The organism is Pseudomonas cichorii, from assembly GCF_019719005.1.
GTDB lineage: Bacteria > Pseudomonadota > Gammaproteobacteria > Pseudomonadales > Pseudomonadaceae > Aquipseudomonas > Aquipseudomonas cichorii_E.
In genome coordinates this window covers 71,684-98,179 of record NZ_JAIGPJ010000005.1, presented here as the reverse complement: position 1 = coordinate 98,179, position 26,496 = coordinate 71,684, and the positions used below count along the sequence as shown (strand labels likewise).

Below are 26,496 nucleotides of genomic sequence, written 5' to 3'. Positions count from 1 at the left end.
TTTCGCGAATGAATTCGCTCCTACGGCAGGAGCGAATTCATTCGCGAAAATATGTTGTCTTCAAATCCTGCGCCCTGAAAACAAAAAGCCCCGCATCACGACGATGCAGGGCTTTTTGTTACAACCGGGCTAAACCATCAAACCGCGACGGCTTGCCCACTCATTGCCAGATCCAGCAACTCACGGTTGGCGACTGCATACATGGCGTAGTCAGTACCGCTGGCCGCACGCAACTCGACCAGCATGGCGCGCCAGCGCTCGACCATCGGGGCGTGTTGCTCCAGCCACAGGGCCAGACGCTCTTCCAGATCCTCAGGACCTTCCGGGATCTGCAGCACAGAGATGGTGATCGCTCGCTGCTGCCAGTCGATATCATCACGGAACGCTTCACGGGCCAGCGCCTGCCAGTTGTTTTCCACCGGCAGATTGCTGATCTGTTGCAGGTACCAGGTCACGTCCAGTGCGCTGCCTACCGCGAAATACACCTTGGCCACGTCGGCAGCATTGTGCCCGGTGACGTCGGAAGCTTCGATGATCGGCAACAGGGTGTACAGGTGGCTGGTGCCTGCAACCATGCGGGCCAGCAGCTCAGGCACACCGGCTTCCACGTAAGCCTTGTAACGCGCCTGCCAGACTTCACGGGTCGGTCCTTCCAGCAACTCATCGAGCTTGAGGCCCAAGGCCGCCAGATGAGGACCGAAGTGAGCCACGTCACGACCGGCGTCCAGTTCGTTGCGACGGCTGCGCAGGAACCAGCGTGTGGCACGACGGCCCAGACGCATCAGCTCATCCATCAGCGACAACTGGATTTCAGCCGGAACCTTGTAGTCCAGCGCCTCGATCTGGCGGAACCAGTGCGGCAGGTGGAAGATGTCACGAACGGTCACGTAAGCAGCCGCCACGTTGGCCGCGCTCATGCCGGTGGACTCCTTGAGCCGCTGCACAAAGGTGATACCCATGTGGTTGACCAGATCGTTGGCGATCTGGGTGCTGACGATCTCGCGTTTGAGACGGTGAGCCCGCATGGCGGTCGAGAACCTGGCACCCAAAGACGGTGGGAAAGCCGTCTCCATGTCGCGAGTCAGGTAATCGTCATCCGGCACACGGGATTCCAGCAAGGCTTCCTTGAGGTCAATCTTGCTGTAGGAGATCAAGACCGACAGCTCGGCACGGCTCAAGCCCTGACCGGCTGCAACACGCTCGGCGATCTGGTCTTCGGCCGGCAGGAACTCGATGGCGCGATCCAGCTTGCCGCGACCTTCGAGGTCGTTCATCAAGCGCTTGTATTCAGCGATCCGGTCGTAGGCGCGACGTGCCGCCAGGGACAAAGCCTGAGTCTGCTTGTAGTTGTTGCCAAGCACCAGGTTGCCGACTTCATCGGTCATGCTTTCGAGCAACTGGTTACGTTGCTTCTCGGTCATGTCCCCGGCCTGCACCACTTCGTTGAGCAGGATCTTGATGTTTACTTCGTGGTCGGAGCAGTCCACACCACCGGCGTTGTCGATGAAGTCGGTGTTGGTCGCGCCGCCATTGAGGCCGAACTCGACACGGCCCAGCTGGGTCATGCCCAGGTTACCGCCCTCGCCCACCACCTTGCAGCGCAACTCGTTGCCATCGACGCGCAATGCATCGTTGGCCTTGTCGCCCACATCGGCATGGGACTCTTCGCTGGACTTGACGTAAGTTCCGATACCGCCGTTCCACAGCAGATCCACCGGCGCCTTGAGCAGCGCGTGCAGCAGTTCGGTCGGGGTCAGCTTGTCGGCCTTGATGTCGAAGCGTGCTTTCATCTGCTCGGTGATCGCGATGCTCTTCGCGCTGCGCGGGAAGATACCGCCGCCAGCGGACATGATGCTGGTGTCGTAGTCGGTCCAGGCCGAACGCGGCAGGTTGAACAGGCGCTGACGCTCGACGAAGCTGGTGGCCGGGTCCGGGTTCGGATCGATGAAGATATGCAGGTGGTTGAAGGCGGCGACCAGTTGCAGCTTGTCGGACATCAGCAAGCCGTTGCCGAACACGTCACCGGCCATGTCGCCAATACCGATCACACTGATGCTGTCCTGCTGGACATTGATGTCGCGTTCACGGAAGTGACGCTGCACACCCACCCACGCGCCCTTGGCGGTGATACCCATCTTCTTGTGGTCGTAACCGGCCGAACCACCGGAAGCAAAGGCATCGCCCAGCCAGAAGCCGTAATCGATGGCAATGCCGTTGGCGATGTCGGAGAAGGTCGCGGTGCCTTTGTCGGCGGCAACGACCAGGTAAGGGTCGTCGTCATCATGACGAACCACGTTGGCAGGCGGCACCAGCACGCCTTCCTTCAGGTTGTCGGTGATATCCAGCAGACCCGAGATGAAGATGCGATAGCACGCGATGCCTTCAGCCTGGATGTCATCGCGGCTGCCACCCAGCGGCAGGCGACGCGGCAGGAAACCACCTTTGGCACCCACCGGCACGATGACCGAGTTCTTCACCTGCTGGGCTTTTACCAGACCCAGCACTTCGGTACGGAAGTCTTCTTCACGATCCGACCAGCGCAGACCGCCACGGGCCACGTTGCCGAAACGAAGGTGAACACCCTCCACACGCGGCGAGTAGACGAAGATCTCGAACTTCGGCACCGGCTTTGGCAGCTCGGGAATCAGACGCGGGTTGAACTTGAAGCTGAAGTAGCTCTTGTTCTGGCCGTTGGCGTCAGTCTGATAGAAGTTGGTCCGCAGGGTCGCCTTGATCAGGTCAAGGTAGCGACGCAGGATGCGGTCTTCGTTGAGCACCTGAACATTGTCCAGCGCCGTGAGAATCGCCTGCTCCAGACGCAATTGTTTGTCGTCCAGATCGTCGGAACCCAGCTTGCGCGCCAGATAGAAACGGGTCTTGAACAGGCGCGTCAGTTCACGGGCGATGTCGGTGTGGTTATTCAGGGTGCTGGCGATATAACCCAGGTCGAAGCCCAGACGAATCTGCTTCAGATAACGGGCGTAGGCGCGCAGCAGCGCCACGTCACGCCATGGCAGACCGGCGGTCAGCACCAGACGGTTGAAGGCATCGTTCTCGGCATCGCCGCTCACGATGTGGACGAAGGCGTCCTGCAACGTATCGTTGAGCTGCTGGATGTCGAGGTTCAGGCCTTCGCCATAGGTAAAGGCAAAGTCGTGAATCCAGAACTCGCGGCCATTGGCGTGTTGCAGGCGATACGGGAACTCGCCCAGCACGCGCAGACCGAGGTTCTCCAGAATCGGCAGCACATCCGAAAGCGCCAGCGGCGTGTCGGCATGGTACAGCTTGCAATGCAGTTGCTGACGACCACCGGCCAGCGGCTGATAGAAGCTCATGACCAGCGGATTGGTTTCGCTCAGGCTCAGGACATGCTGCATGTCCACGACAGCCGAATGCGCGGCGAAACGCTCGCGGTAGCCTGCCGGGAAGCCTTTGGGGAAGTCGGCCAGCACATTGGTGCCCTGGGCTTCGCCGAAACTTTCGACCACCAGACTCGAATAATCGTCTTTCCACGAACGGCAGGCCTGGATGACTTCGTTTTCCAGTTGTACCGGATCGATATCCAGATTGACCTTCGGGTCCACGCGCAGGATCAACTGCACACGGGCCAGGACCGATTCGGAGAAGAAGGTCCAGAACTCGCAGTCGCTGGCCTTCAGGCGCTCCATCAGCACCTGCTGGATCTTCTGGCGCACTTCGGTGGAATACACGTCGCGTGGCACGTAGGCCAGGCAGTAGCAGAAACGGCCATACGGGTCTTTGCGCAAGAACACGCGAATCTTGTTGCGCTCCTGGATCTGCACGATGGACATCACAGTGCTGAACAGCTCGTCCACCGGCGTCTGGAACAGATCGTCGCGTGGCAGCACTTCAACGACCTGCGCCAGCTCCTTGCCCAGGTGAGCCTTGGCATCGAAGCCGGAACGACGCTCGACTTCCGCGACCTTGCGACGGATGTACGGAATCTGCCGCACGCTTTCGCCATACACCGACGAGGTGTACAGGCCCATGAAGCGGCATTCCTTGATGACTTTGCCCGACGCATCGATCTGGCGGATCGAAACGTAATCAGGGTAAGCCGGACGATGTACACGGCTCGGGTGCGCAGCCTTGGCGAACGACAGCAGTGTCGGCTCGCGCAGGTAATTCACCGCATAGCCTTCGATATGCAGGTCTTCGCTGGAAAGCCCCGGACGCAGCAGCTTGGCCAGGCCCAGCAGGGACGACTCGTCGTAGATCAGTTGACCGCCATCGCCTTCACCACGAACTTCAAACTCTTCATAACCCAGGAAGGTGAAGTGGTTATCCACCAGCCATTGCAGGAAGACCTTGATTTCGGCCTTCTCTGGTTCATCCGTGTTGTATTCGTTGGCATCGATGCTTGCCAGCAACTCGTGCAGGCGGGCCTTCATCGGCTCGAAATCTTCTACCGCAGCGCGGACTTCACTCAGCACCTGTTCAAGCTCACGGGCCAGCACGCTCAGCTCGTTGGCGTTGGCGCAGCGGTCGATCTCCAGATACATCAGCGATTCTTGCAGCACACCTTCGCCCGTCGTGCCCTTGGGCAGCAACTCCAGCAACTCGCCCGCAGCCCCGCGACGCACGCTCAGTACGGTGGTTTGCAGGGTATGGATGCTGTAACCGCGACGATTAAGCTCGGTACGTACCGAGTCGACCAGAAACGGCAGGTCATGATGCAGCACTTCGACGGCACTGTGAGTCGACTGCCATCCATGACGCTCGTAATCGGGGTTGTAGACCCGCACCTGAGGTTTGCCGTGCTCGAAACGCTCCAGCAGACGCCAGGCGGACAAGGTGCAGCCTGCCAGGTCGGAAAGGCGACGCTGGGTCAGTTCATCCAGGGAAATGATGCCGAAGAATTGCTCAGCGAACAGCGCTACTTGTGGCAATGCCTGTTCGTTGATGTGCTGAGCCAGTGCCGATTTCAGTTGATGCTGGAAGTCGGACTTGCTGGCTGCGGTGAAGAACGCCATCTGTGGTACTCCGCTTTGCTTTTATAAGGAGGAAGCTTGATGGAAGTGTCTCGTACCAGACTGCACCGGGATGTAACGGGCAGAGGCACAGCATGGCAGAGTGTAAAGCTAAAGAAATAACGCTTGCCGCGAACGAGTCGTCACATTCCATTTCACAAACAGGATCGACACGTAACGGAGCGGCTCTTTGACCGCTCATCTGATTGCAGCTTAACGAGAGCACGCGGGCGGATACTTACAGGGCTGCGACATATTCGGACATCGGTGAACATAAACCCTGTATGCCAAATCCGTAGGACCAAATTCATTCGGGAAGGCATTTTTCTCCAGATAAAGATGCGGCGGCTGTACAGACCCCTTCCCGGATAAATCCGGTCCTACCTTGGCAAATCCGTAGGACCGAATTCATTCGGGAAGGCATTTTTCTTCAGATAAAGATGCGGCGGATGTACAGGCCCTTTCCCGGATAAATCCGGTCCTACCTTGGCAAATCCGTAGGACCGAATTCATTCGGGAAGGCATTTTTCTTCAGATAAAGATGCGGCGGATGTACAGGCCCTTTCCCGGATAAATCCGGTCCTACCCGGAGAATTACCCAGCAAATTCTGTCCGGGGCTGGCACACTCGTCCGCTAGCCCAGCCAGGACCTCGACATGCAAATCAAGACCGCCCTTTTACTCGCCAACCCTTGCGACGACGAGAACGACGACATGGCGCTGCTTTGCTGCCATGACGAAAAGAACGAGTTATTTTCCCTGGCACGTTTTCCGGATGAAGACGAAGTCGAGATCACCGTCTGCGACGACACGGTGTATATAACCGACCTGAAGGTTTCCTTGAATGCCACGCATCTGGTGGTAGAGATTTCAGCCGAGGATGCAGAAGCCCTGGGTGGCGATACCCGATACGAGATTCTGCACAACACTTCGGCTGATGATCTGAGCGAGGTGCAACAGACAGTGCAGATCATTCTTGAAAATGTCGGTACATACGTCAACGAAATCAACTGACATAAAGGAGTAAGGTGAGGGCTTCGCTATCTGGAGCCTGTCATGCAGCCTATCTTCGACGCCCACTGCCACATCATCGATCCGCACTTCCCGCTCAAGGCCAACAACGGCTATTTGCCCGACCCTTTCGGTGTCGCCGACTATCGGGCAATCACTTCCCCGCTGGGTGTCGCGGGCGGCGCGGTGGTTTCCGGGTCGTTTCAGGGGGTCGATCAGGGCTATCTGCTGGAGGCGCTGCGTCGGCTGGGGCCTGACTTCGTCGGCGTGACCCAGTTGCCCGCCACCGTCACCGATGCCGAGCTCGAAACCCTCAACGGCTTCGGCGTGCGCGCCCTGCGCTTCAACCTCAAGCGCGGCGGTTCAGAGCAACTTGATCAACTGGAGACACTGGCCAGACGCGTCCACAGGCAAGTGGGCTGGCATTCAGAGCTTTATATCGACTCACGGGAACTGGCCGAAATCGAAACCCGACTGCTGCAATTACCCGCCATCAGCATCGATCATCTGGGCCTGAGTCGCGAAGGCCTGCCCACCGTACTGCGCCTTGCAGAACGCGGAGTGCGGGTAAAGGCCTGCGGTTTCGGGCGCGTCGACTTTCCGGTTGCACAGGCGCTCAAGGATATTTACTCGGCCAACCCTCACGCCCTGATGTTCGGCACCGACCTGCCCTCGACCCGGGCACCTCGTCCTTTCCAGGCGAGCGATATAGAGCTGGTCATGGAGTCACTGGGTGAAAAGGCCGCACACAAGGTTCTGTGGGAGAACGCGGCGGACTTCTATCGGCTATAAAAGTCGCTCGAACGACATACAACAGATAGCCTCTTGCGACACACATGCAGGGCAATTGTGGGAGGGGCCTTGGCCGCGACAGCATCACTTCAAGGCGCTGAAAATGCGTTGACAGAAAAGCGTCGCCGCGGCCAAGGCCCCGCCCACTTCACATTGCTTACACGCATCTTTGACAAAACATGTGGGACTATTCCCAAATAAACGCCACCCAGTTCCTGAAAGCGTATAAAAAACCTTGTAGCGGTTAGTCGATCCCTACCGGGATGGATTAAAGTATCGCCCCCAGCTTCGGTGTCATGTGACGCCGCTGATTACCTTGCCAGGAACACTCACCGATGGAACATCGTGAAGCGCTGATTGCGCTGCGAACATTTCTTTCAACGCAGATCCTCGGCCAGGAAAAGCTGATCGAACGCTTGCTGATCGCCTTGCTTGCCGACGGCCACATGCTGGTCGAAGGCGCTCCTGGCCTGGCCAAGACCAAGGCCATCAAGGAACTGGCAGAAGGCGTCGAAGCGCAGTTCCATCGTATTCAGTTCACCCCTGACCTGCTGCCGGCCGACATCACAGGCACCGAGATCTACCGCCCGGAAACCGGCAGCTTCGTCTTCCAGCAAGGGCCGATCTTCCACAATCTGGTGCTGGCCGACGAAATCAACCGTGCTCCGGCCAAGGTGCAATCGGCCCTGCTCGAAGCCATGGCCGAACGTCAGGTCAGCGTCGGGCGCAGCACCTATGACCTGTCGCCGCTGTTCCTGGTCATGGCCACGCAGAACCCCATCGAACAGGAAGGCACCTATCCGCTGCCCGAAGCGCAGCTGGATCGCTTCCTGATGCACGTCAAGATCGGTTTCCCCGACGCAGCCGTAGAACGCAAGATCCTGCAACAGGCCCGTGGTGAAGCCCTGAATGGTGAAACCAAGCCCGAACGCCGGATCAGCCAGCAGGCGATATTTGCTGCCCGCAAGGAAATCCTCGGTCTGTACATGGCCGACGCCGTAGAGGAATATCTGGTGCAACTGGTCATGGCCACCCGCACTCCGGCCAAGTTCGATCAGGAACTGGCCGAGTGGATCGGCTATGGTGCCAGCCCGCGCGGCTCCATTTCTCTGGACCGTTGTGCTCGCGCACACGCCTGGCTGGCCGGACGTGACTTCGTCAGCCCCGAAGACATTCAGGCGGTGCTGTTCGACGTGTTGCGCCATCGCATCATTCTGTCGTTTGAGGCCGAGGCTGCCGGTATCGATCAGGACCGTGTCATCCAGCGGATCCTCGACGTCGTCGCCGTTGCCTGATGCCATGCAACCCTACCTGATCTCACAACCGGGCATTCGTGTCAGCCTCAGCGAGCTGATCGAAATGCGTCATCGCGTGCGAGAAGTGCAACTGTTCTCCACGCCGAGCAGACGCAGCCCATTGATCGGCCTGCATCACTCCAAATTGCGCGGACGTGGTGTGGACTTCGATCAGGTGCGGGTCTATCAGGCAGGTGACGATGTGCGCAGCATCGACTGGCGTGTCACGGCCCGGACTCAGGAGCCGCATACCAAGCTGTTCCATGAAGAGCGCGAACGCCCGATCTTCATCATGGTGGAGCAAAGCCGTCGCCTGTTCTTTGGTTCAGGATTGATGTTCAAATCGGTGCTGGCAGCTCAGGCGGCGGCCTTGATCGGCTGGGCCGCACTGGAACACAACGACCGGATCGGCGGGCTGGTGTTCGGCGACAACGAGCATTACGAAATAAAACCCCGGCGAAGCAAGCAGTGCCTGCTGCAACTGCTGAACCGGCTGGTGCGGGTCAATCAGTCACTGCATACAGAAATCGCCGCCGACCGGGATGCATTCGGCATCGCCTTGCGTCGCGCCCGGGAAGTCTTGCGTCCGGGCAGTCTGGTCATCGTGCTCTGTGACGAACGCGCCCTGTCCGATGCGGCCGAACAGCAATTGAGCCTGCTGTCACGGCATTGCGACCTGCTGTTGCTGCCGGTCTCCGATCCTCTGGACCGTGCCCTGCCCGCCGCCGGCCTGCTGCGCTTTGCCGAGCGCGGCGCCCAGCTGGAACTCGACACCCTGGACCCGGAGCTGCGCAAGGCCTATCGCGCCCAGGGCGAGGCGCGCTCCGACCGTTGGGAACTGCTGGCGAAAAAGCTGCGGGTGTTGCTCATGCCCCTGAGCACCCAAACTGCCATGGTCGAGCAGTTGCGTGACTATCTGGATGCCCGGCGTCCGGTAAAGAACAAATGAACCCTCTGGATCAGTTGCAACCCTTGATCACGCCCGCGCCCATCGGCTTCTGGCCACCGGCACCGGGCTGGTGGCTGCTGATGCTGCTGATACCCGCCGTGGCCTGGGGATTCTGGCGACTGCGTGTGCTGCTGCCGGTCAAGGCCAGCCAGCGTCGCAGCGAACAACCTCTGGACCCGGTACGGCTTGCGGCACTGGCCGAACTGGCCAGCCTGCCCAAACCCTATGACGGCGCACCGGCCGGAGCCTGGCTGCAACAGATCAACGGGCTGCTCAAGCGCGTGTGCCGCAACCACTACCCTCACAGCCAGAGCCACACCCTCAATGGTCGCAAATGGCTGGCCTTCCTGGACAACCGTTGCCCGGCTGCCGGCCTGACCCGCTGGATGATCCTGGTCGAAGGTGGCTATAAACCCGAATGCAAACTCGACGACAAGGCCATTATCGGCCTGACCCAATCGGTCGAAACCTGGATTCGCAAACATGTTTGAGTTCGCCTGGCCCTGGGTCTTCGCCCTGCTGCCATTACCCTGGCTGATGCGTTTTTTGCTGCCGATTGCCGACAGCGGTGAGGCCGCGCTCAAGGTCAGTTTTCTCAGCGAACTCGAAGAACTCAGCGGACGCCGGGCCAAAGCCAACCTGCCCGTCTGGCGGCAACGCTTGCCGCTGCTGTTGATCTGGCTGTTGCTGCTGATCGCTGCCGCACGCCCGCAATGGCTGGGCGAACCGCTGCCCATCGCCGCCAGCGGCCGGGATCTGCTGGTGGCCGTGGATGTATCCGGCTCCATGGACTATCCCGACATGCAATGGAAAGGCGAAGACGTCAGCCGTCTGGTACTGGTCCAGAATCTGCTGGGCGACTTTCTCGAAAACCGCCAGGGTGATCGCGTCGGTCTGATCCTGTTTGGCAGCCAGGCATTTCTGCAAGCGCCCCTGACCTTCGACCGCCGCACCGTCCGCGTCTGGCTGGATGAAGCCAGGATCGGCATCGCCGGCAAAAACACCGCCATCGGTGACGCCATCGGCCTGGCCCTCAAGCGCTTGCGTCTGCGTCCGGCCAACAGCCGTGTGCTGGTGCTGGTGACCGACGGCGCCAACAACGGTGGACAGATCGACCCGGTAACCGCCGCACGACTGGCTGCCGAAGAAGGCGTGAAAATCTACCCCATCGGCATCGGCTCAGACCCCGACAGCAGCGGCGTGCAGAGCATGCTTGGTCTGAACCCGAGCCTGGATCTGGATGAGCCCACCCTCAAGGAAATCGCCGCCATCAGCGGTGGCCAGTACTTCCGCGCCCATGACGGCGAAGAACTGCGAAAGATCCGCCTGACCCTCGACGCTCTGGAGCCGGTGGCCCAGCAACCCACCCAGGCACGTCCGGCCATGGCGCTTTATCAGTGGCCGCTGGCGGCGGCACTGCTGGGGAGTGTGTTGCTGGTCTTCGTCGATCTGTGGGCCAACAACGCCCTGCAACGCCTGCTCAACCAACAACGACTTGCAGGTCTGCGCAAGCGCCTGGCACGTATCCGGAGGCCACGATGATCGCGCTCTGGCCTCACTGGCTAAGGCCCTGGTGGCTGCTGATCCTGCCATTGCTGGGTGTGTTGATCTGGCACCTCTGGCACCGGCAGAAACGCGCCGGGCGCTGGCAGATGATCATGCCCGCGGCGTTCCACTCTGCGCTGCTCAACGGCGGACGCGGACGCAACAATAAATTGCCGTGGGTCATTCTGGGCATCTGCTGGGCTCTGGCCGTGCTGGCCTTGCTCGGTCCCGGCTGGCAGCGTGTCGAGCAGATCAGCCAGAAGCCGGTCGACCCACTGGTGGTGGTTTTGGAGCTGACGCCGCAAATGCTCGCCACCGACAGTTCACCGACCCGCCTGGAGCAGGCCAAGCGCAAACTGCTGGACCTGTTGCAGGCCCGCAGCGACTCGCAGACCGCCATCATCGTTTACGCCGGCAGCGCTCACACGCTTGTGCCACTGTCCGACGATCAGGTGACCAGTCATAACCTGCTGGATGCCATCAAACCCTCGATCATGCCCCAGGCCGGTCAACGTGCCGATCTGGCCGTCAGGAAAGCCCTCGACCTGCTCAAGCAAGGTGCGCTGGGTCAGGGCCGGATTCTGTTGATCGGCTCGTCGTTGAACGAACAGGAACGTCAGGGGATCGAGCAACTGCTCAAAGGCCAATCGCCACCGCTGCTGATCCTGGGCATCGGTACCGCCGAAGGGGCTCCGGTGACCCTGGAAAACGGCAGCCTGCTCAAGGACGCTCAGGGCGCGATCATGGTGCCGCGCCTGGACAGCGCCAGCCTCAATGATTTCGCCAACAATATGGGCGGCAGCTATCGTCAAGCCAGAATGGACGATGAAGACCTGCGCAGCCTGGGCCTGTTCGCCGGCCCGCAGAATCTGCGCAGCGACGGGCAGGTCCTGCAACTGGATACCTGGGCCGATCAGGGCTACTTGTTCCTGTTGCCGCTGTTGCTGCTGGCAGCCTGCGCCGGACGACGGGGCTGGCTGTTCTGTCTGCCGTTGCTGTTCATGCTGCCGCAGAACAGTCAGGCGTTCGAGTTCCAGGACCTGTGGCTACGCCCGGATCAGCAAGGCCAGCGCCTGCTGGAACAACGCCGACCCGCCGAAGCCGCACAACACTTTGAAAACCCGCAATGGAAAGGCATGGCCTTTTATGAAGCGGGAGACTACGCCACGGCGGCCCAGCGCTTCGCCGAGGGCAACACGGCTGCCGACCATTACAATCGCGGCAATGCCCTGGCCCATAGCGGCGAACTGGAAGCGGCACTGGACGCTTATGAACAGGCCCTGGAACGCCAACCGGACTTCCCGGCGGCGCAATTCAACAAGGCATTGATCCAGCGTTTGCTGGATCAGGCCAACAACCCAGGCGCTTCAGAAACGGAGCAGGACAAGAGCGAGCAAGTCGAAGAAGGCCACGAGACGCCGCACCAGCAGGCCAGCAACACGCCCGAAACGGAACAGAATCAGCCTCAATCCGAGGAAGACAGCAACACCGACAGCCAGCCCCCCGAATCGGCAGGCACCGACAATACAGGCTCGACGCAAGACGATGAACAGACCACTCGCCCACCGATCCAGCCGGCCGAGAGCCAGATCACCGTCGAACGACGTCAGGCGCTGGATCAATGGCTGAGGCAGATCCCGGACGATCCCGGCGAACTGCTGCGGCGCAAGTTTCGCTACGAACAGCAACATCAGGAAAAGACCCGATGAGTCGTGTGTATCCCCTTTTGACCGGCCTGCTCCTGGCGCTGGTCGTCTTGTCGTCACAGGCAGCGGAGCTGATCGCCAAGGTCGATCGCACGCGCCTCAACTCCGGCGAGACGGTGGAACTGACTCTGGAAACCACCGATGTCACGCTGTTCGGCAAACCTGACCTGAGCGCTCTGGACGCCAACTTCGATGTGCGCGGCACCCGCCAGATCAACCGGCTGACCACGCTGGATGGCGGCAACCAGGCCACCACCCGCTGGATCATCACCCTGCTGCCCCGCCAGTCGGGCATTGTCGTGATTCCTTCGTTGCAACTGGGCGAGCTGAAAAGCCAGCCCGTGAGCCTGCAGGTCATGCAGAGCGATACCCGGGAGAAAGGCAGCCAGCTGGCGCCGATCTTCATCGAGACGAGCCTGGATCAGGAAAGCGTCTATGTGCAGGCCCAGGCGGTGCTGACCCTGCGCATCTATCACTCGGTATCGCTGTTCGACGACAGCAGCCTGAGCCCCTTGCAGATTGCCGAGGCGCGAGTCGACAAGCTCGGTGACTCACGCACCTATGAGAAGCTGATCAATGGCGTACGCCATGGCGTGATCGAAACGCGCTATGCAATCTACCCCCAGCAGAGCGGCACCCTGGAGGTTCCGGCACTGGTCTTCAGTGCCACTCTGGTGCAGACCGGCTCACCGAATCAGGAGGCCAGTCCGTTCGGTCCGCAACCGGGTCGGCTGATGCGGGTCAGTTCTGCCAAGGTTCCCCTGAACGTCAAACCCAAGCCTGCCGACTACCCGGCCGATGTGCCCTGGTTGCCGGCCCGCAGCGTGACACTGGAAGAAAGCTGGAACCCGGAACCTGGCAACAGCCAGGTGGGCGACTCCCTGACCCGCACCATCATTCTCAAGGCCGAAGGCCTGTCCGGCTCGCAATTGCCGCCCTTGCCCGCCACACAGGTAGCGGGCCTGAGGCATTACCCGGATCAACCACAACTGGGCAATCTGGTCAGTGAGCGCGGCCTGATCGGCACCCGGGAAGAACGTGAAGCGCTGGTCCCCAGTCGTCCGGGCGCCATCGACCTGCCCACCGTGGACGTGACCTGGTGGAACACCCGGGAAGATCATCTGGAACACAGCAGCCTCCCTGCACGCACCCTGCAGATCAACAATAACCCAGGGCTCGCGGTGGATACGCCGGTCAATAACGAACAAGGTGGCCTGACGGTCCTCGGGCCGCCGGTCTGGCCGTGGCAACTGAGTACCGTGCTGTTCGCCCTGACCACCCTGCTGAGCCTGATTCTCTGGTGGCGGGCACGTGGCCAGCCAGCGGTGACCCGTTCGGTGCAGACCGGCCCAAGTCCGCGCACCGTACTGGACGATCTCAAGCGTGCATGTGCCGCCAACGATCCCCATGCAACCCGTCAGGCACTGGATGCCTGGGCACGCCAGCAGCCTGAAACCCTGGCCGACATGGCCGCCCGCTTCGTACCGTTGTCCGATGCGCTGGATGGCTTGAACGGCGCGCTGTACAGCGAAACCGGCAAGTTCTGGATGGGCGAAGACCTGTGGCGCGCCATCCGCACCCTGCCCGCAGCCGAGCGGATACAGGACCCGACAGGCGATGCAGGGTTGCCGCCGCTTTATCCGAAATGAGATCTTCGCGAATGAATTCGCTCCACACAGGCTGTAGGAGCGAATTCATTCGCGAAAAAGTCCGCCCCAAAAATACCGCTTACAGGTCAATCAATGCGTTTGTTTCACACCTCCGACTGGCATCTGGGTCAGAACCTCCATGGTCAGGAGCGGGACTTCGAACACGCCAGCTTTCTGAGCTGGCTGCTGGCCCGTCTGGCCGAACGCCAACCTGATGTGCTGCTGATCGCAGGCGATATCTTCGACACGGTCAACCCGCCGGTCAAAGCCCAGGAGCGTCTGTACGACTTTATCGTCAACGCCCATGAGCAACAGCCGCTGCTGACCATCGTCATGATTGCCGGCAACCACGACTCCGGTTCACGTATCGAATTGCCTGCCCCACTGATGCGCCGCTTGCGCACTCACGCGCTGGGTCGGGTGTTGTGGCTGGATGATGGCTCGCTGGATGCAGAGCGCCTGTTGCTGCCACTGCCGGATGCAAAAGGTGACATCAAGGCATGGTGCCTGGCCTTGCCGTTTCTGCGCCCGGCCGAAGTCACAGGCGCGACACTGGGCGACGACTACCTGCGCGGCATTGCCAAGGTCCATGAATTGCTGATCGACGCCGCCAATGAAAAACGCCAGCCGGGCCAGGCCCTGATCGCCGTCAGCCATGCGCATATGGCCGGCGGCTCGGTGTCCGAAGACTCCGAGCGCAGCCTGATCATCGGCAATGCCGAAGCCCTGCCCGCCAGCCTGTTCGGACCGAGTATCACCTACGTTGCCCTCGGCCACCTGCACAAGCCGCAACGGGTCAATGGCGAAGATCGCATTCGCTACAGCGGTTCGCCCATTCCGTTGTCATTCTCGGAAATCGACTACAAACACCAGATTCTGGAAATTAACTGCGACGGCGAGCAACTGGTCAGTGTCGAGCCACGCCTGATCCCCCGCGCCGTCAACCTGCAACGCCTCGGCCCTGCACCGCTGGCCGAGCTGTTGCTGAAACTCAAGGAACTGCCGGACATTGACCTGCTGGCCGACATCGACCGCCAGCCCTGGCTGGAAGTGCGCGTGCGCCTGGACGAGCCGCAACCGGACCTGCGCAACCAGATAGAAACCGCCCTGCAAGGCAAGGCCGTGCGTCTGGTACGTATCGGTGCCGAATATGCCGGGACAGGCAAGCGCGACGGCAGCGATGAGGAATCGACCCTGATCGAACTGGGCCAACTGAGCCCGCAAGAACTGTTCAGCCGCGCCTGGGAAGAAAGCTTCGGCAACGCGGTGGACGAACAGACCCTCACCGATTTCGCCACGCTGCTGCGTGAAGTTCAGCAGGAGAGCGAACAGCCATGAAAATCCTCGCCATTCGCCTGAAAAACCTCGCTTCACTAGCCGGGCCGTTCGAACTGGATTTCACCGCCGAGCCGCTTGCCAGTGCCGGTCTGTTCGCTATTACCGGCCCCACCGGCGCGGGCAAGAGCACCTTGCTCGATGCCCTGTGCCTCGCGCTGTTCGGGGCGATTCCGCGCCTGAGCAATATCGGCCAGTCCAAGGTCCCGGACGTGGAAGGTGAAATCACCACCAGCGACCCGCGCACCCTGCTGCGCCGAGGCACCGGCAGCGGCTACGCCGAAGTGGATTTCGTCGGCATCGACCAGCGTCGTTATCGCGCCCGCTGGGAAACCAACCGCGCCCGTGACAACGCTGCGAAAAAGCTGCAAGCCAGCCGCCAGACCCTCACCGATCTGGACAGCGAGCAAATCCTCAGCAACCAGAGCAAGCGCGAGTTCGAGCAACTGATCGAACAGCGCCTGGGTCTCAACTTCGAGCAGTTCACCCGCGCCGTGATGCTGGCGCAAAGCGAGTTCAGCGCCTTCCTCAAGGCCGATGACAAGGAACGCAGCGAACTGCTGGAAAAGCTGACCAACACCGCCATCTACAGCCAGCTAGGGCGTCGCGCCTACAGCAAGAGCAAGGAAGCCGAAGAAGCACTCAAAACCCTGACCGCCCAGGCTGGCAACATCACCCCGCTTGAGCCCGAGCAACGCGCCGAACTCGAACAGAACCTGAGCGAAGCCCAGCAGCAGCACAAAGCCCATCAGTCTCAACTGCGCCAACTGGAACTCAAGCAGCAATGGCTGACCGAACTGCATCGCCTGCGCGATGAACAGCTCAGCGCCAGCGAAAGCCTGAACAGCGCGCAACAGGATTGGGACAACCAGCAGGGTCAGCGCCAGACCCTCGGCCAACTGGAACGTCTGGGGCCGCAACGCCATCGCTTTGCCCGCCGCACCGTTCTTAATGCCCAGCTAACCCCGTTGGCCGAGCGCATTGGTCAGCATCAGGCTCAAGAAACCACACTGCAGACGCAACAGCAGCAACTGGAAAGCGCCCGCAGCAACGCCCACGCCCGGCTGCTAGAAGCTCAGCAACAACAAAACGATGCCAGACCGCTGCTGCAAAAGGCCTTTGACAGCCAGAACACCCTGAACCATCTGACTCAGGAACTGGCCAAAATCGTCGCGCTCCAGCAACAGGCTGACCAGAGTTGCGCAGAGGGCCAGAGCCAACTGGACAGTTTGCGCGATCAACAGCAACAGGTCTCTGTGCGCCTGGAACGTATCGCCCGGCAACTGGAGCACAGCACTGAACTCGCCCCGCTGGCGCAAGCCTGGAGCGCCTGGCGCGACCGGCTCAAATCCCTGACGCTGACCGCCAATCGCCTGAAACACGGACAAGGCGAGTTGCCTGCCCTGCAACAACGCGCCGCCGATGCCGATGAGCAATTGATCCAGCAGCGCAGCGACCTGGAAGTGCTGTACCGGGAGGCCGATTGCGAAGCAGACGCTGTCACCGAACAGACCCAGATTCTGGGCAGCCTGTTGCAGGACAACCGCAAGCAGCAACGCGCCTTTGAGGAACTGGCCCGCCTGTGGGCCAGCCAGCAAGAGATCGATAAACAACTGCAGGCTCTCGCACAGCAGCAACAAGACGCCCAGCAGGAACGCGACCAGCTCAATGCCGAAGGCATCCAGACCCGAGACGATCTGAAAGTTGCCGAGCAGACCCTGAGCGTCACTCAGCAACTGCTGGAACGTCAGCGTCTGGCCCGCAGCGCCAGTGTCGAAGAACTGCGCGAACAGTTGCAGGACGACCAGCCGTGCCCGGTGTGCGGCAGCGTCGAACATCCCTGGCATCAGCCCGAAGCATTGCTGCAAAGCCTGACCCGCCACGACGAAACCGAACAGGCCGGCGCCCAGAAAGCGGTGGATGAGTTAAAGGAAAAGTACAACCAGTTGCGCGAGCAGGTGGGCGGCGTCATTGCCCGGCAAAAAGAACTCATTCGCCAGCAGGAAAGACTCGCCCTCCAGCAGCAGGAACTCGCCCCGGACCTGCAAGCCCATCCACTCGGCGCACAACTGCTGGACCGTGATGCCGCACAGCGCGACAGCTGGCTGAAGCAGCAGCTCAGCCAGTTGAACGAAGTCATCAGCCGCGACGAGCAGCGTCAGGCTGCATTGCTCACGCTGCAAAAAGACGCTGCGCGCCTGCAACAGCAAGTTCAGGCTGCCCATGAAGCCAGCCAGACCGCCGCACGGCATGTCACTGACCAGATCAAGCAACTGGAAGCAGATCGCGAGCGCCTGGAAGAAGAACTGACAGCGCTTGCCACACTGGTATCACCCGAGCTGCTGGACAACCTGCGCAACGACGCTTCGGCCACCGTCATGCAGCTTGAACAACGCGTGACCCAGCGCCTGGACCAGCTCGAACAGCAAGGCGAAGAGCAAGAGGAACAGCGCGAACGCCAGCAGCGCATCGAAAAGGAACAGGATGCGCAACAGAACCGGGTCCAGCGCCAGGCTGAACTGGCTGAACAGGTTCAGACCCTGAGTCAGCAGCAACAGGCCAGCCAGCAGGTGCTCACTGAATTGCTGGGCTCCCATGCCGATGCCCAACAGTGGCAGCAAGCACTGGAGCAGGCCATCGAACAGGCCCGACAAGCCGAAGCTTCGGCAGGCCAGACGTTGCAGGATGTCCACAATCAACTGATTCAGCTCGGCGCCGAACTCAAGGCCGATCAACAGCAGTTGCTGGCTCTGGAGCAGGAGTCCCGCGAACTCGACGGCCAGATCAACGAATGGCGCAGCACCCATCAGGAACTGGATGACGCTTCGCTTGAAAGCCTGCTGACTTACGACGATGCCCGCATCGATCAGTTGCGCCAGCAATTGAATCTCAGCGAAAAGGCCCTGGAGCAAGCCAAGGTGCGACTGCATGAGCGCGAACAGCGCCTGCAACAGCATCAGGCGCAACACAGCGACATCACCGATAACGAACAACTGGCCGCTGCCCTGCTCCAGATTCAGACTGAATGTGACGTCAGCGAACAACACTGCGCCGACCTGCGCGCCCGGCTGAGCGAAGACGAACAACGGCGTAACGCCAATAGCGAATTGCAGGAACGCATCGCGCTGGCCACAGGCGAGTACCAACGCTGGGCGCGTCTGGCGGCACTGATCGGTTCGGCGGAAGGCGACAAATTCCGCAAGATCGCCCAGGCCTACAACCTCGACCTGCTGGTCCATCACGCCAACGCCCAACTCAGGCAACTGGTGCGCCGCTATCGCCTCAAGCGCGGCGGCAGCATGCTGGGCCTGCTGGTGCTGGATACGGAAATGGGCGACGAACTGCGCTCGGTGCATTCGTTATCGGGCGGCGAAACCTTCCTCGTCTCCCTGGCCCTGGCATTGGGACTGGCTTCGATGGCGTCAAGCACCTTGCGTATCGAATCGCTGTTCATCGACGAAGGCTTCGGCAGCCTGGACCCCGAATCCCTGCAACTGGCCATGGACGCCCTTGACGGCCTGCAAGCCCAGGGACGCAAGGTCGGCGTGATCTCTCACGTCCAGGAAATGCATGAGCGGATTCCGGTGCAGATCAAGGTACGTCGACAGGGGAACGGGTTGAGTACGATAGAGGTTGGGGATTGATCCGTGGAAGGGGCCTTGGCCGCGACAGCCAGTTTGAAGCGCTGAAAATGTGTTGCCTGTAAGCAAGTCGTCGCGGCCAAGGCCCCTCTCACGGAATAACATGTGTGCCTTAACTGATCAGCACTACTCCTACATTGGCTTTGATTTTTATTTACTTCACTTCATATACATCAATCTTGTTACGCACTTCTTTCGTGATGGACTTCCAATCCTTCAGGAGGTCATAGGAGAAAAAAGATTGAATGAGCAGCCCTGAGTGACTGTAGAAAGACGTCCTGCACGTGCCGTTTTTTCTGGAAGGGTCGTTTAACCAGACAACCCAGCAGAAGAACTCTGTCGGGGGCGTGGTGTTGTCTGATTCCCGGGATTGGTAAATATAATTTCGGGAGAAGTCTGTAGAAGACGGGGCATTTACAGGGTATTCGATCAAGTCCAGGTCTGTGCGCTCGACTGGCGTGTCTGTCTTTTTAAAAGACAACATGCTCTCTATCCGGGCAGGGTTTCCCCGCGTGGATATCTCTGTCCTGATCATGTGCTGTTCCCCTTTGCCTGCCGGCCCCGTTCTGGGTGGGGTAAAGAGGAATCCCATGTTGAGGTGCAAGGTCAGCATGTCAGCCTTTGCGGCTTGAATGGTGCCAGCCGTATACACATCGAACACAACATCCGCAGGTACTCGGAAAGTCGAGCTTGCGACCTGGATCGTATTCGCTTCACCCTTGGTAATACCGTGGGCAGCAAGGTACTCGGGGGTATTGATTTTGGGAGCTTCCTTGTTGCAGGCGGCAAGAAAGAAGAACAGGGGCAAGAGAGCGAGGCAGCGGCAAACCCTTGCATAGGCGTCGTGAGTCACAGAAATCCCTTAGGCGTGATGGCTAAGTGATTCTGTCTTGAAAGCAGGCTAATGTGCAAAATTCTTCGCGAATGAATTCGCTCCCAAACCGTGTGGGAGCGAATTTATTCGCGAACAACCCCAATCACGAAGCTCGTTCCTGTGGGGCCGCAGCCACGACCACCGAAGGCGCAGCCGACTCATAAGCACGGGTTTTAAGTTGTGGATGCAGGCTTGTGATTGTCACTACGGCAATGAAAACTACATAAAGCGAAATCGCGATGTATGCGCCTTGTTTGATTGAACCCAGAATGGCAGTGGCCATGTTTACTGCTCCATAATGTTTTGCATGGCCAACAGGATCGTCGATATCCGTTGTATTGAAAAACCATGGTTATGCATAGCCGCTATCCGTTTTTTTGATGAGTGCAGTATCAATCATCAACGCCTGACACCTAATCAGGCATAAAAAATCCCCCGTCACTCATGAAGTAACGGGGGATTCGGGGTCAGCCCAGTCCACAGTAAATGCATGGTCTGCCACGCAATGGGCAGTGGTCGCAAAAACCTGTGTGAGCCAGTGAAACCGTGGTGTGTCAGTGCTTACTGCGCGGTTTTGTGGTCCAGCGCGGCGTAGAAGTTGGCACTTTGTTGCAGGTACTTTGGCGTGTAAGTCTGGGTAGCGTGGGCTTTTTTATCGGTGACTTCAACACTGGCGCTGGCAGGGAGAACAACGGATGCCGAAATAGCCGATGCTGCAATGATGGAAAAGATATTGAAGTTCATGTCATTAACCCTCGGTGGTCTTTTATATATGCACGCTTGGATTCAAGTGGTGGCCGTTCTGGCCGTGACTCAAACTTACGCCCGAGGCTGCTCATTCAAAAATCTTTTATGCCACTAACTCATATCATCTGGATTAATAGTTGATCAAGCCCACGTAAACCGCGGGCTTGAGCCTTGGCAACGATCAATTGTCAGTCAGGAAATGCAGATCCGAAGGTGAATCGAAATCGATTTTCTGCACCGTCTCACCCAGCATTCCAGTTTGAGGGTCGCGGCGAACCGTGACGATCTGATTGCTCTTCTGGTTGGCTATCAACACAAATTTTCCGCTGGGGTCGAAGCTGAATTCCCGTGGCTCCGTACCTTCCACCGAGCGACGTTGCAGCTCTTCAAGCTGGCCAGTGGTCGGATCGATCCGAAAAACCAGCAGTTGATTGGCTTCGCCACGGTTGGCGACATACAGAAAACGGCCATCGGGCGACGCATGCAAACCACCGGCACCATTGCGTTGCTGCACACCCTGGTTTTTCAGGTCGACCAGTTGGGTCTGCTTGAACTCGCCATCCAGATAATCGAACACCGCGACCTGAGCCGACATTTCCAGCACCAGCCAGGCATGTTTGCCTTCGCGACTGAACAGGATATGCCGCGGCCCGCTACCGCCCGGCAACTGCACCGAAGCCGTGCTGGCCGGCTGCAAAGGTCTGGCCTGACTGGCGTCGTAGCGGTACACAAACAGTTTGTCGGCTCCCAGGTCGGCGGCAACCACATACTTACCATCGGGCGTCGGCACCGCTGCATGGACATGGGAAGACATCTGACGTTCCGGGTTGACCTGGCTGGCCGTATTCGGCCCGGCGGACTGCACGACATCTTGAAGCTTACCGTCCTTGCCCACCGGCAACACCGCCAACGACCCGCCAGGATCAGGCTGCACGGCATAGTTGGAAACAAACAGATAACGCCCATCAGGGCTCAGGCTCGAATGCGTAGGCTCGTCGCCCTTGCTCTTGACCTGATTGAGAGGCGTCACCTGGCGAGTCTTGGGAGCGATGGCAAAACTGCTGACCTTGCCCTCCACATCACTCTGCCCTGGCCCGTTCTCGTTGACTGCGTACAAATAACGCCCGTCCTTTGACAGAGTCAGCCAGGAAGGATTTTCAGCACGGATCACCTGACGCGGCGCGGGATCGATCTTGCCCGTCTGGCTATTGAAACCGAAACGGTAGATGCCTTCGCTCTTGCCCTGGGTATAGGAACCCACCAGCAAATCGGTGTCGGACATGGTTTGGGCCTGTACGGGGAAAACGCTGATTGCACTGGCAAGCGCCAGCCACGGCAAAAACGCAGGAGTCATGGGGGCATTCCTTTCTTGTTTAAATTATGGGTGCCGGCTTCGCGACAGTCAGGGCTATGACAGGCTATCGCTCATCTAGTTTTACAGGAGAATCAATCCTGCTCGCTTTCATCCTCATCGTTCGGGGTGAAGGCATCGAGGCAGACAATACGGTGATCGGCATTGCCATCGTTGACGACCCAGCTTTGCAGGCTTTCATCAAAGGTCGCGGCCTGAATCTGAGCGAGGCTGAAACGCCATACCTTGCGCTCACGGCCATCCATGCACTCGATATTCAGATCATCGCCCAGAGAGAACTCCCAAGCGTGAAGCCCATCGATTTCCAGCATCGTGGAAGCTTGCAGGGCGGCGAGCAGGGTGGTGGGTGTGGTTGTCATGAGGGGTCATCGGCCTTTGTAAAAGGGCGAATGATAGGGCAAAAGTAGCTTTTTCGACATCAAGACAAGGCGATACTCATATTTCCTGCGTGTGTGCTGCCTTGAAGCAGCACACATTGACATCGGTTCGATATCAAACATCACGCACGAGCGTTATAAATGTAATTCACTAACGCCTGAAAGCTTTTAAAGTTTCCCGCCACCTTCCTGCTGATACTCACGCCAAACAGATTATTGATCTTGCTCAGCACAGCATCATAATCCTTAACACCCCCTGCACTTTGAACCTTGTACCTTACACAATCGACAATATCGATAATCGTGACCCAGCTGAAGTCTTCTTCATCGGGCAAACTGATATTGAACACTTTTTCAAGCGCTACAACAACATCCACCGTATCCAAATCATCAGCAAAATCGGAGAATCGCGCTTCATCTGCTAACTCCTCGACACTGACATCCAAGTTATCAGACAGCACCTGTTTAACTATTTCCTTTATAAGCATTGCAGACACCTCCCTGTTTATTTTTTACTTTAGCAGTGCCTGGAAGAGATAAAAGATGAAAAAACCTCTTCCCTCCCGTTTGGCTATTCATTGAGCGCCGTGTCAGAACAGATGCTTCTAAAAACTCCAAAAACAGGCTATCCCCTGTTCAAAATACAATGGAGCCTCTCTGTTTTAATTCAACATATTCTATTGAGGCGACAGTCAGGGATAGAAGCTCACCACATAAACATCGTGGCGAGCTTCGGCGGGCACTGTTGCTCTCTGTGCCAGGTTTGCCATCCATCACAAACCCGGCAATCAACGCTCTTTTAATATCTGCGTCGTGCCACTTCCTTTACCTCAAAGCCTGAACCGATCCACCGACTGCGATAACTGCCCCGCCAGCGCCGACAATTCATCAGTCGTCCCCGCCGTCTGGCCAATGACTCTGCTATTGCCTTCGGACATGTTGGCGATCATTTCCACTTGATGGGCGATTTCGTTGCTGGCCAGGCTTTGTTCGCTGATGGTGCGGCTGATGTCGTTGACCAGTTGGGTGGTGCTCAGGGTGGCTTCGAGAATTTCCTTGATGGCGGTTTCGACTTCGGCGGTAACGGCCATGCCTTTGTCGACCTGGGCAACGCCCGTTTCCATGCTGGTCACGGCTTCGCGGGTGTTTTGCTGGATGCGGGAAACCATGCTGGCAATTTCCTGGGTGGAGGCGCTGGTGCGTCCGGCCAGGCTTCTGACTTCGTCGGCTACCACGGCAAAGCCACGCCCCTGCTCTCCGGCGCGGGCGGCTTCGATGGCGGCGTTGAGTGCGAGCAGATTGGTTTGATCGGCGATGCCTTTGATCACCTGAATGATATTGAAAATACCCTCGGACTCTTCATCCAGATTGCGGATCACCTGGGCAGACTGCTGCGAAGAACGGGCAATGCTTTCCATGTCGCTGACCACCTGATGGATCACGCGACCGCCATTTCTGGCCAGCGCTTCGGCCTTGTTGGCCATGTCCAGAGCGCGCTCGGCGTGCCGGGTGATTTCTTCGATGCTGGCCGTCATTTCACTGGCTGCTGCGGACATGGTGCTGGCCGCCGAGCTTTGCTGCTGGCTGCTGTCCGCCACTTCATGGCAGCCGCTGCTCAATTGCTGGCTCATCCCAGTGACACCATGGGCATTGCTGCGTACCACCTCGATCATGCTCCGCAAGTCGCGCTGCATGATCGCCAGGCTGCGGATCAACATGCCCGCTTCATCTTTTTGCCGGGGTTCGACAATGGACTCGCTCAGGTTGCCATGGGCGATGCTTTCGGCAATACGGCTGGCGGACGACAACGGCCCCATGATACTGCGGATGACCCAGAGCCCTTGAACAATCAGCAATATCAAGCTGGCAATCAATACCGCTCCGAGGGTGAGGTTGGCGTTGCTGCTGGCTTGTCGGGTTTCTTCGCTGGCCTGTTGCGTGCTGCTTTCGATGAGCTCGCTCAGGCTGCCCATTTCGTCTTCCAACTGAATGAACGCCTTGTTGAAGACGCCCAGTTCCTGATGCGCACTCTCGGGTTTGTCGAGAGCCAGCCCGACGATTCTTTCGCCAGCGGCAATGTAGGTTTCCAGGCTGGGCTTGACCTTGTTCAGCCCCGCCTTGATGGCGTCATTCACAGGCAGGTTGAGGTTTTCGCCGAGGACTTTACGAAAGAGCGCCGCATGCTCGGCAATGGAGCTACGCACCTCGTCTTTGCTGCTGTCGCTTTGGCCAAGGCCGACCAGAATCGCAGAGAGCACATCCGCGCGCAGGGCGTCGTGCATCATGTCGGCCTCAAGATGGTTGCGCAGCGCGGTCATGCTGACCTCGTTGTCCTCCATCGCATCGGACATCCGGGCATTGCCCACATAACTCACCAGACTGGTGATCAGGATGGCAATTACGCCGGTCCCCATAAGCAGAAGCAAACGTAGTTTTATAGACACCCTGCCGCCCTCTTGTGGTCCTTCAGATAGAGCAAAACCCAGTCCCAGACTGGTTATCGGCACCCTCGCCGGGTTAGTTAAGCCTATTTGCAGGCTTTCGTTTCATGGCCCGTCGTTAAACGTCCGACACTGACTGTGGCCGAGTGCTATTCTCGGCGCGCTACGCACAGCCGGCAGGCAAAATACTTTGAAGACAGGGATAAAGGGATGATTGACTTCAGCAACAAGGGCTTCTTCAAGCTTAAACAGAACAGCGAATACGCCGAGCGCGTCACTGAGCTTCTGCTGGAAGGCGAACAGATCATCGACTCCTATAAATCGTTGCGCGATGGCGTGGTGTTCACCAGCAAGCGAATCATTGCGGTCAACGTACAGGGCATCACCGGCAGCAAGAAAGACTTCACGTCCCTGCCCTACAAGAACATCGTCGCTTACTCCGTGGAAACCTCCGGGACTTTCGACCTGGACTCCGAACTCGAGGTTTACTTCTCGGCACTGGGCAAAGTGAAATTCGAATTCACCGGCAAGACCGAGATTGTCGAGATTTCAAAAATCATCTCCAGGCACATCTTCTAAACTCGCAACCTGCTCAGCGCCAGTTGATCGTTCCATCTCCAGCAGACAGGCACGATCAACATCCACCGGTTTTCAATCCCTGCAACGCAAATACTCCGCCATCGCAGCAAAGCGTCGCCGGGTTTCATACTCGAACAGGCGGTTGACCAGAGGGTCGAGCACTCGCCCCAACCAGCGTGGACGCATCTGGATACGAAAGGTGTAAATCAGCTCCGAGCGAGAATCGTCAATGTCACGGTGCTGCATCGATGCGGCCCAACCCTCGAACCAGCCCGCCGGCTCGACCAGCACGGCAGCCGCAACCCTGCCCGGCTGATAATTCACAAATCGGGTGCGCATGGCGAAAAAGCGCTTCCAGCCACGTCCCTGATTGAAAGTAATTGCCCCGACATACGGATGACTGCCACCGCCCTCCACTTCAGCCCGCGACAGCAAACTGTCCCAGCGCATGCGCACATCATGATCATGAAAGGCCTCAAAGGCCTCAGCCGCGCTGGCTGGCATGATCATCCTGATTCGGTTTTGCCTCATTTTCTGCTCCTGCTGATGATGCTTTGCTTACCCGACCAGACGCTGGACGATGCTTACCAACCGCTCGCCAACCTTCTGGGCATCACCCCGGCTTTGCGCTGCCAACTGCGCACCATTGAGCACAAACAGGATTTCGCTGGCGGTGCCTTCCGGGTCCTCCAGACCAGCCTCGGTACACAGCGCAATCAAGCGCTCGTTGAGGTCGCGGGAGTGGGCCTCGATCACTGCTCGCGCCGGATGCTCCTTGTCCGGCAACTCGGCGACCGAGTTGGCGAAACAGCAGCCTCTATCGGCATCGGTGGCCAAACGGCTGGCAATGAACCGCGCCCAACCCAGCAACTGGGCCTTGGGGTCATCGGGGTGTTGCACCTTGAGCTGGTCCAGCACATCGGCATAGGCCAAAGATTCCAGTCGCAGCCATTCAGCAACCAGCGCGTCCTTGTTCGCAAAGTGCCGGTAGATCCCCATTTTGGTGGTGCCGGCATGGGCGGCGATGGCCTCTACGCCGACGCCACGAATCCCGTCCCGATAAAAAAGCTCATCGGCGGCGAGCAGAATTCTCTCCCGTAGCGGCAATGCCTGACTGTCTCTCTTCATACGTCACCCTTGACGATGATACCGACTGGTATCAACATGATACCGATCAGTATCAGCGCGAGATA

At 58.8% G+C, this 26,496-nt stretch carries 20 protein-coding genes and 3 pseudogenes; 12 read left to right on the top strand and 11 right to left on the bottom strand.

Annotation, left to right across the window (positions count from 1 at the left end; all coding sequences use genetic code 11):
- Positions 1 to 137 precede the first annotated feature (137 nt).
- Positions 138 to 4,994: an NAD-glutamate dehydrogenase gene (locus tag K5D32_RS06665; protein ID WP_221561110.1), complete on the bottom strand. Its 4,857-nt coding sequence runs from the start codon at positions 4,992 to 4,994 to the stop codon at positions 138 to 140.
- A 653-nt stretch (positions 4,995 to 5,647) separates the two neighbouring features.
- On the opposite strand from K5D32_RS06665, the gene K5D32_RS06660 reads away from it, so the two are divergent.
- The 11 genes and pseudogenes from K5D32_RS06660 (at position 5,648) to K5D32_RS06615 (ending at position 18,916) form a co-directional block, all read left to right on the top strand.
- Positions 5,648 to 6,004, top strand: coding sequence for a hypothetical protein (locus K5D32_RS06660; RefSeq protein ID WP_221576407.1), 357 nt, complete (start codon positions 5,648 to 5,650; stop codon positions 6,002 to 6,004).
- A gap of 42 nt (positions 6,005 to 6,046) precedes the next feature.
- Positions 6,047 to 6,793, top strand: coding sequence for an amidohydrolase (locus K5D32_RS06655; RefSeq protein ID WP_221599540.1), 747 nt, complete (start codon positions 6,047 to 6,049; stop codon positions 6,791 to 6,793).
- A gap of 335 nt (positions 6,794 to 7,128) precedes the next feature.
- Positions 7,129 to 8,088 carry a MoxR family ATPase gene (locus K5D32_RS06650; protein ID WP_025259182.1) on the top strand — a complete coding sequence of 320 codons (960 nt, stop codon included), beginning with the start codon at positions 7,129 to 7,131 and terminating at the stop codon, positions 8,086 to 8,088.
- Between the two features lie 4 nt (positions 8,089 to 8,092).
- Positions 8,093 to 9,037 (top strand): DUF58 domain-containing protein, encoded by a 945-nt coding sequence (locus K5D32_RS06645; RefSeq protein WP_025259181.1) that lies wholly within the window; start codon positions 8,093 to 8,095, stop codon positions 9,035 to 9,037.
- Positions 9,034 to 9,528 (top strand): DUF4381 domain-containing protein, encoded by a 495-nt coding sequence (locus tag K5D32_RS06640; RefSeq protein ID WP_221576405.1) that lies wholly within the window; start codon positions 9,034 to 9,036, stop codon positions 9,526 to 9,528. Before K5D32_RS06645 ends, K5D32_RS06640 begins: the two co-directional genes overlap by 4 nt.
- Complete coding sequence (locus K5D32_RS06635) at positions 9,521 to 10,579, top strand: VWA domain-containing protein (RefSeq protein WP_221576404.1); 1,059 nt, start codon at positions 9,521 to 9,523, stop codon at positions 10,577 to 10,579. Before K5D32_RS06640 ends, K5D32_RS06635 begins: the two co-directional genes overlap by 8 nt.
- Positions 10,576 to 11,995: pseudogene (locus K5D32_RS06630) on the top strand (VWA domain-containing protein); the annotation flags it as partial. The gene K5D32_RS06635 and the pseudogene K5D32_RS06630, both read left to right, overlap by 4 nt.
- Before the next feature lie 116 nt (positions 11,996 to 12,111).
- A pseudogene (locus K5D32_RS26245) lies at positions 12,112 to 12,291 on the top strand (hypothetical protein); the annotation flags it as partial.
- Positions 12,288 to 13,937 carry a BatD family protein gene (locus K5D32_RS06625; protein WP_221599539.1) on the top strand — a complete coding sequence of 550 codons (1,650 nt, stop codon included), beginning with the start codon at positions 12,288 to 12,290 and terminating at the stop codon, positions 13,935 to 13,937. The pseudogene K5D32_RS26245 and the gene K5D32_RS06625, both read left to right, overlap by 4 nt.
- A gap of 93 nt (positions 13,938 to 14,030) precedes the next feature.
- Positions 14,031 to 15,275, top strand: coding sequence for an exonuclease SbcCD subunit D C-terminal domain-containing protein (locus K5D32_RS06620; protein ID WP_221599538.1), 1,245 nt, complete (start codon positions 14,031 to 14,033; stop codon positions 15,273 to 15,275).
- Positions 15,272 to 18,916 carry an AAA family ATPase gene (locus K5D32_RS06615; protein WP_221599537.1) on the top strand — a complete coding sequence of 1,215 codons (3,645 nt, stop codon included), beginning with the start codon at positions 15,272 to 15,274 and terminating at the stop codon, positions 18,914 to 18,916. Before K5D32_RS06620 ends, K5D32_RS06615 begins: the two co-directional genes overlap by 4 nt.
- A 151-nt stretch (positions 18,917 to 19,067) precedes the next feature.
- On the opposite strand, the gene K5D32_RS06610 is transcribed toward K5D32_RS06615, so the two are convergent.
- The 8 genes and pseudogenes from K5D32_RS06610 to K5D32_RS26235 form a co-directional block, all read right to left on the bottom strand.
- A complete protein-coding gene (locus tag K5D32_RS06610; RefSeq protein ID WP_221576398.1) occupies positions 19,068 to 19,766 on the bottom strand; it encodes a hypothetical protein in 699 nt (232 codons plus the stop codon).
- A gap of 124 nt (positions 19,767 to 19,890) precedes the next feature.
- Complete coding sequence (locus K5D32_RS06605) at positions 19,891 to 20,070, bottom strand: hypothetical protein (RefSeq protein ID WP_198728358.1); 180 nt, start codon at positions 20,068 to 20,070, stop codon at positions 19,891 to 19,893.
- A 278-nt stretch (positions 20,071 to 20,348) separates the two neighbouring features.
- On the bottom strand, positions 20,349 to 20,531 hold the full coding sequence (locus tag K5D32_RS06600; RefSeq protein ID WP_117183688.1) for a hypothetical protein: 183 nt from the start codon (positions 20,529 to 20,531) through the stop codon (positions 20,349 to 20,351).
- A 184-nt stretch (positions 20,532 to 20,715) separates the two neighbouring features.
- Positions 20,716 to 21,888 (bottom strand): lactonase family protein, encoded by a 1,173-nt coding sequence (locus tag K5D32_RS06595; protein WP_221536755.1) that lies wholly within the window; start codon positions 21,886 to 21,888, stop codon positions 20,716 to 20,718.
- 92 nt (positions 21,889 to 21,980) lie between these two features.
- Positions 21,981 to 22,265 carry a DUF5629 family protein gene (locus K5D32_RS06590; RefSeq protein WP_221599536.1) on the bottom strand — a complete coding sequence of 95 codons (285 nt, stop codon included), beginning with the start codon at positions 22,263 to 22,265 and terminating at the stop codon, positions 21,981 to 21,983.
- Between the two features lie 140 nt (positions 22,266 to 22,405).
- Positions 22,406 to 22,771 carry an acyl carrier protein gene (locus tag K5D32_RS06585; RefSeq protein ID WP_221560018.1) on the bottom strand — a complete coding sequence of 122 codons (366 nt, stop codon included), beginning with the start codon at positions 22,769 to 22,771 and terminating at the stop codon, positions 22,406 to 22,408.
- 342 nt (positions 22,772 to 23,113) lie between these two features.
- Positions 23,114 to 23,839 (bottom strand): methyl-accepting chemotaxis protein, encoded by a 726-nt coding sequence (locus K5D32_RS26240; protein WP_409372860.1) that lies wholly within the window; start codon positions 23,837 to 23,839, stop codon positions 23,114 to 23,116.
- Positions 23,840 to 23,971: 132 nt separating this feature from the next.
- Positions 23,972 to 24,727: pseudogene (locus K5D32_RS26235) on the bottom strand (HAMP domain-containing protein); the annotation flags it as partial.
- Between the two features lie 207 nt (positions 24,728 to 24,934).
- Between K5D32_RS26235 and K5D32_RS06575 the strand changes: the two are divergent.
- Entirely contained in the window at positions 24,935 to 25,303 is a 369-nt protein-coding gene (locus K5D32_RS06575; RefSeq protein ID WP_025259164.1) for a PH domain-containing protein, read from the top strand.
- Between the two features lie 72 nt (positions 25,304 to 25,375).
- On the opposite strand, the gene K5D32_RS06570 is transcribed toward K5D32_RS06575, so the two are convergent.
- Positions 25,376 to 25,834, bottom strand: a complete 459-nt coding sequence (locus K5D32_RS06570) for an SRPBCC family protein (protein WP_221599534.1) — start codon at positions 25,832 to 25,834, stop codon at positions 25,376 to 25,378.
- Between the two features lie 27 nt (positions 25,835 to 25,861).
- Complete coding sequence (locus K5D32_RS06565; RefSeq protein ID WP_221576392.1) at positions 25,862 to 26,431, bottom strand: TetR/AcrR family transcriptional regulator; 570 nt, start codon at positions 26,429 to 26,431, stop codon at positions 25,862 to 25,864.
- Positions 26,432 to 26,496 lie beyond the last annotated feature (65 nt).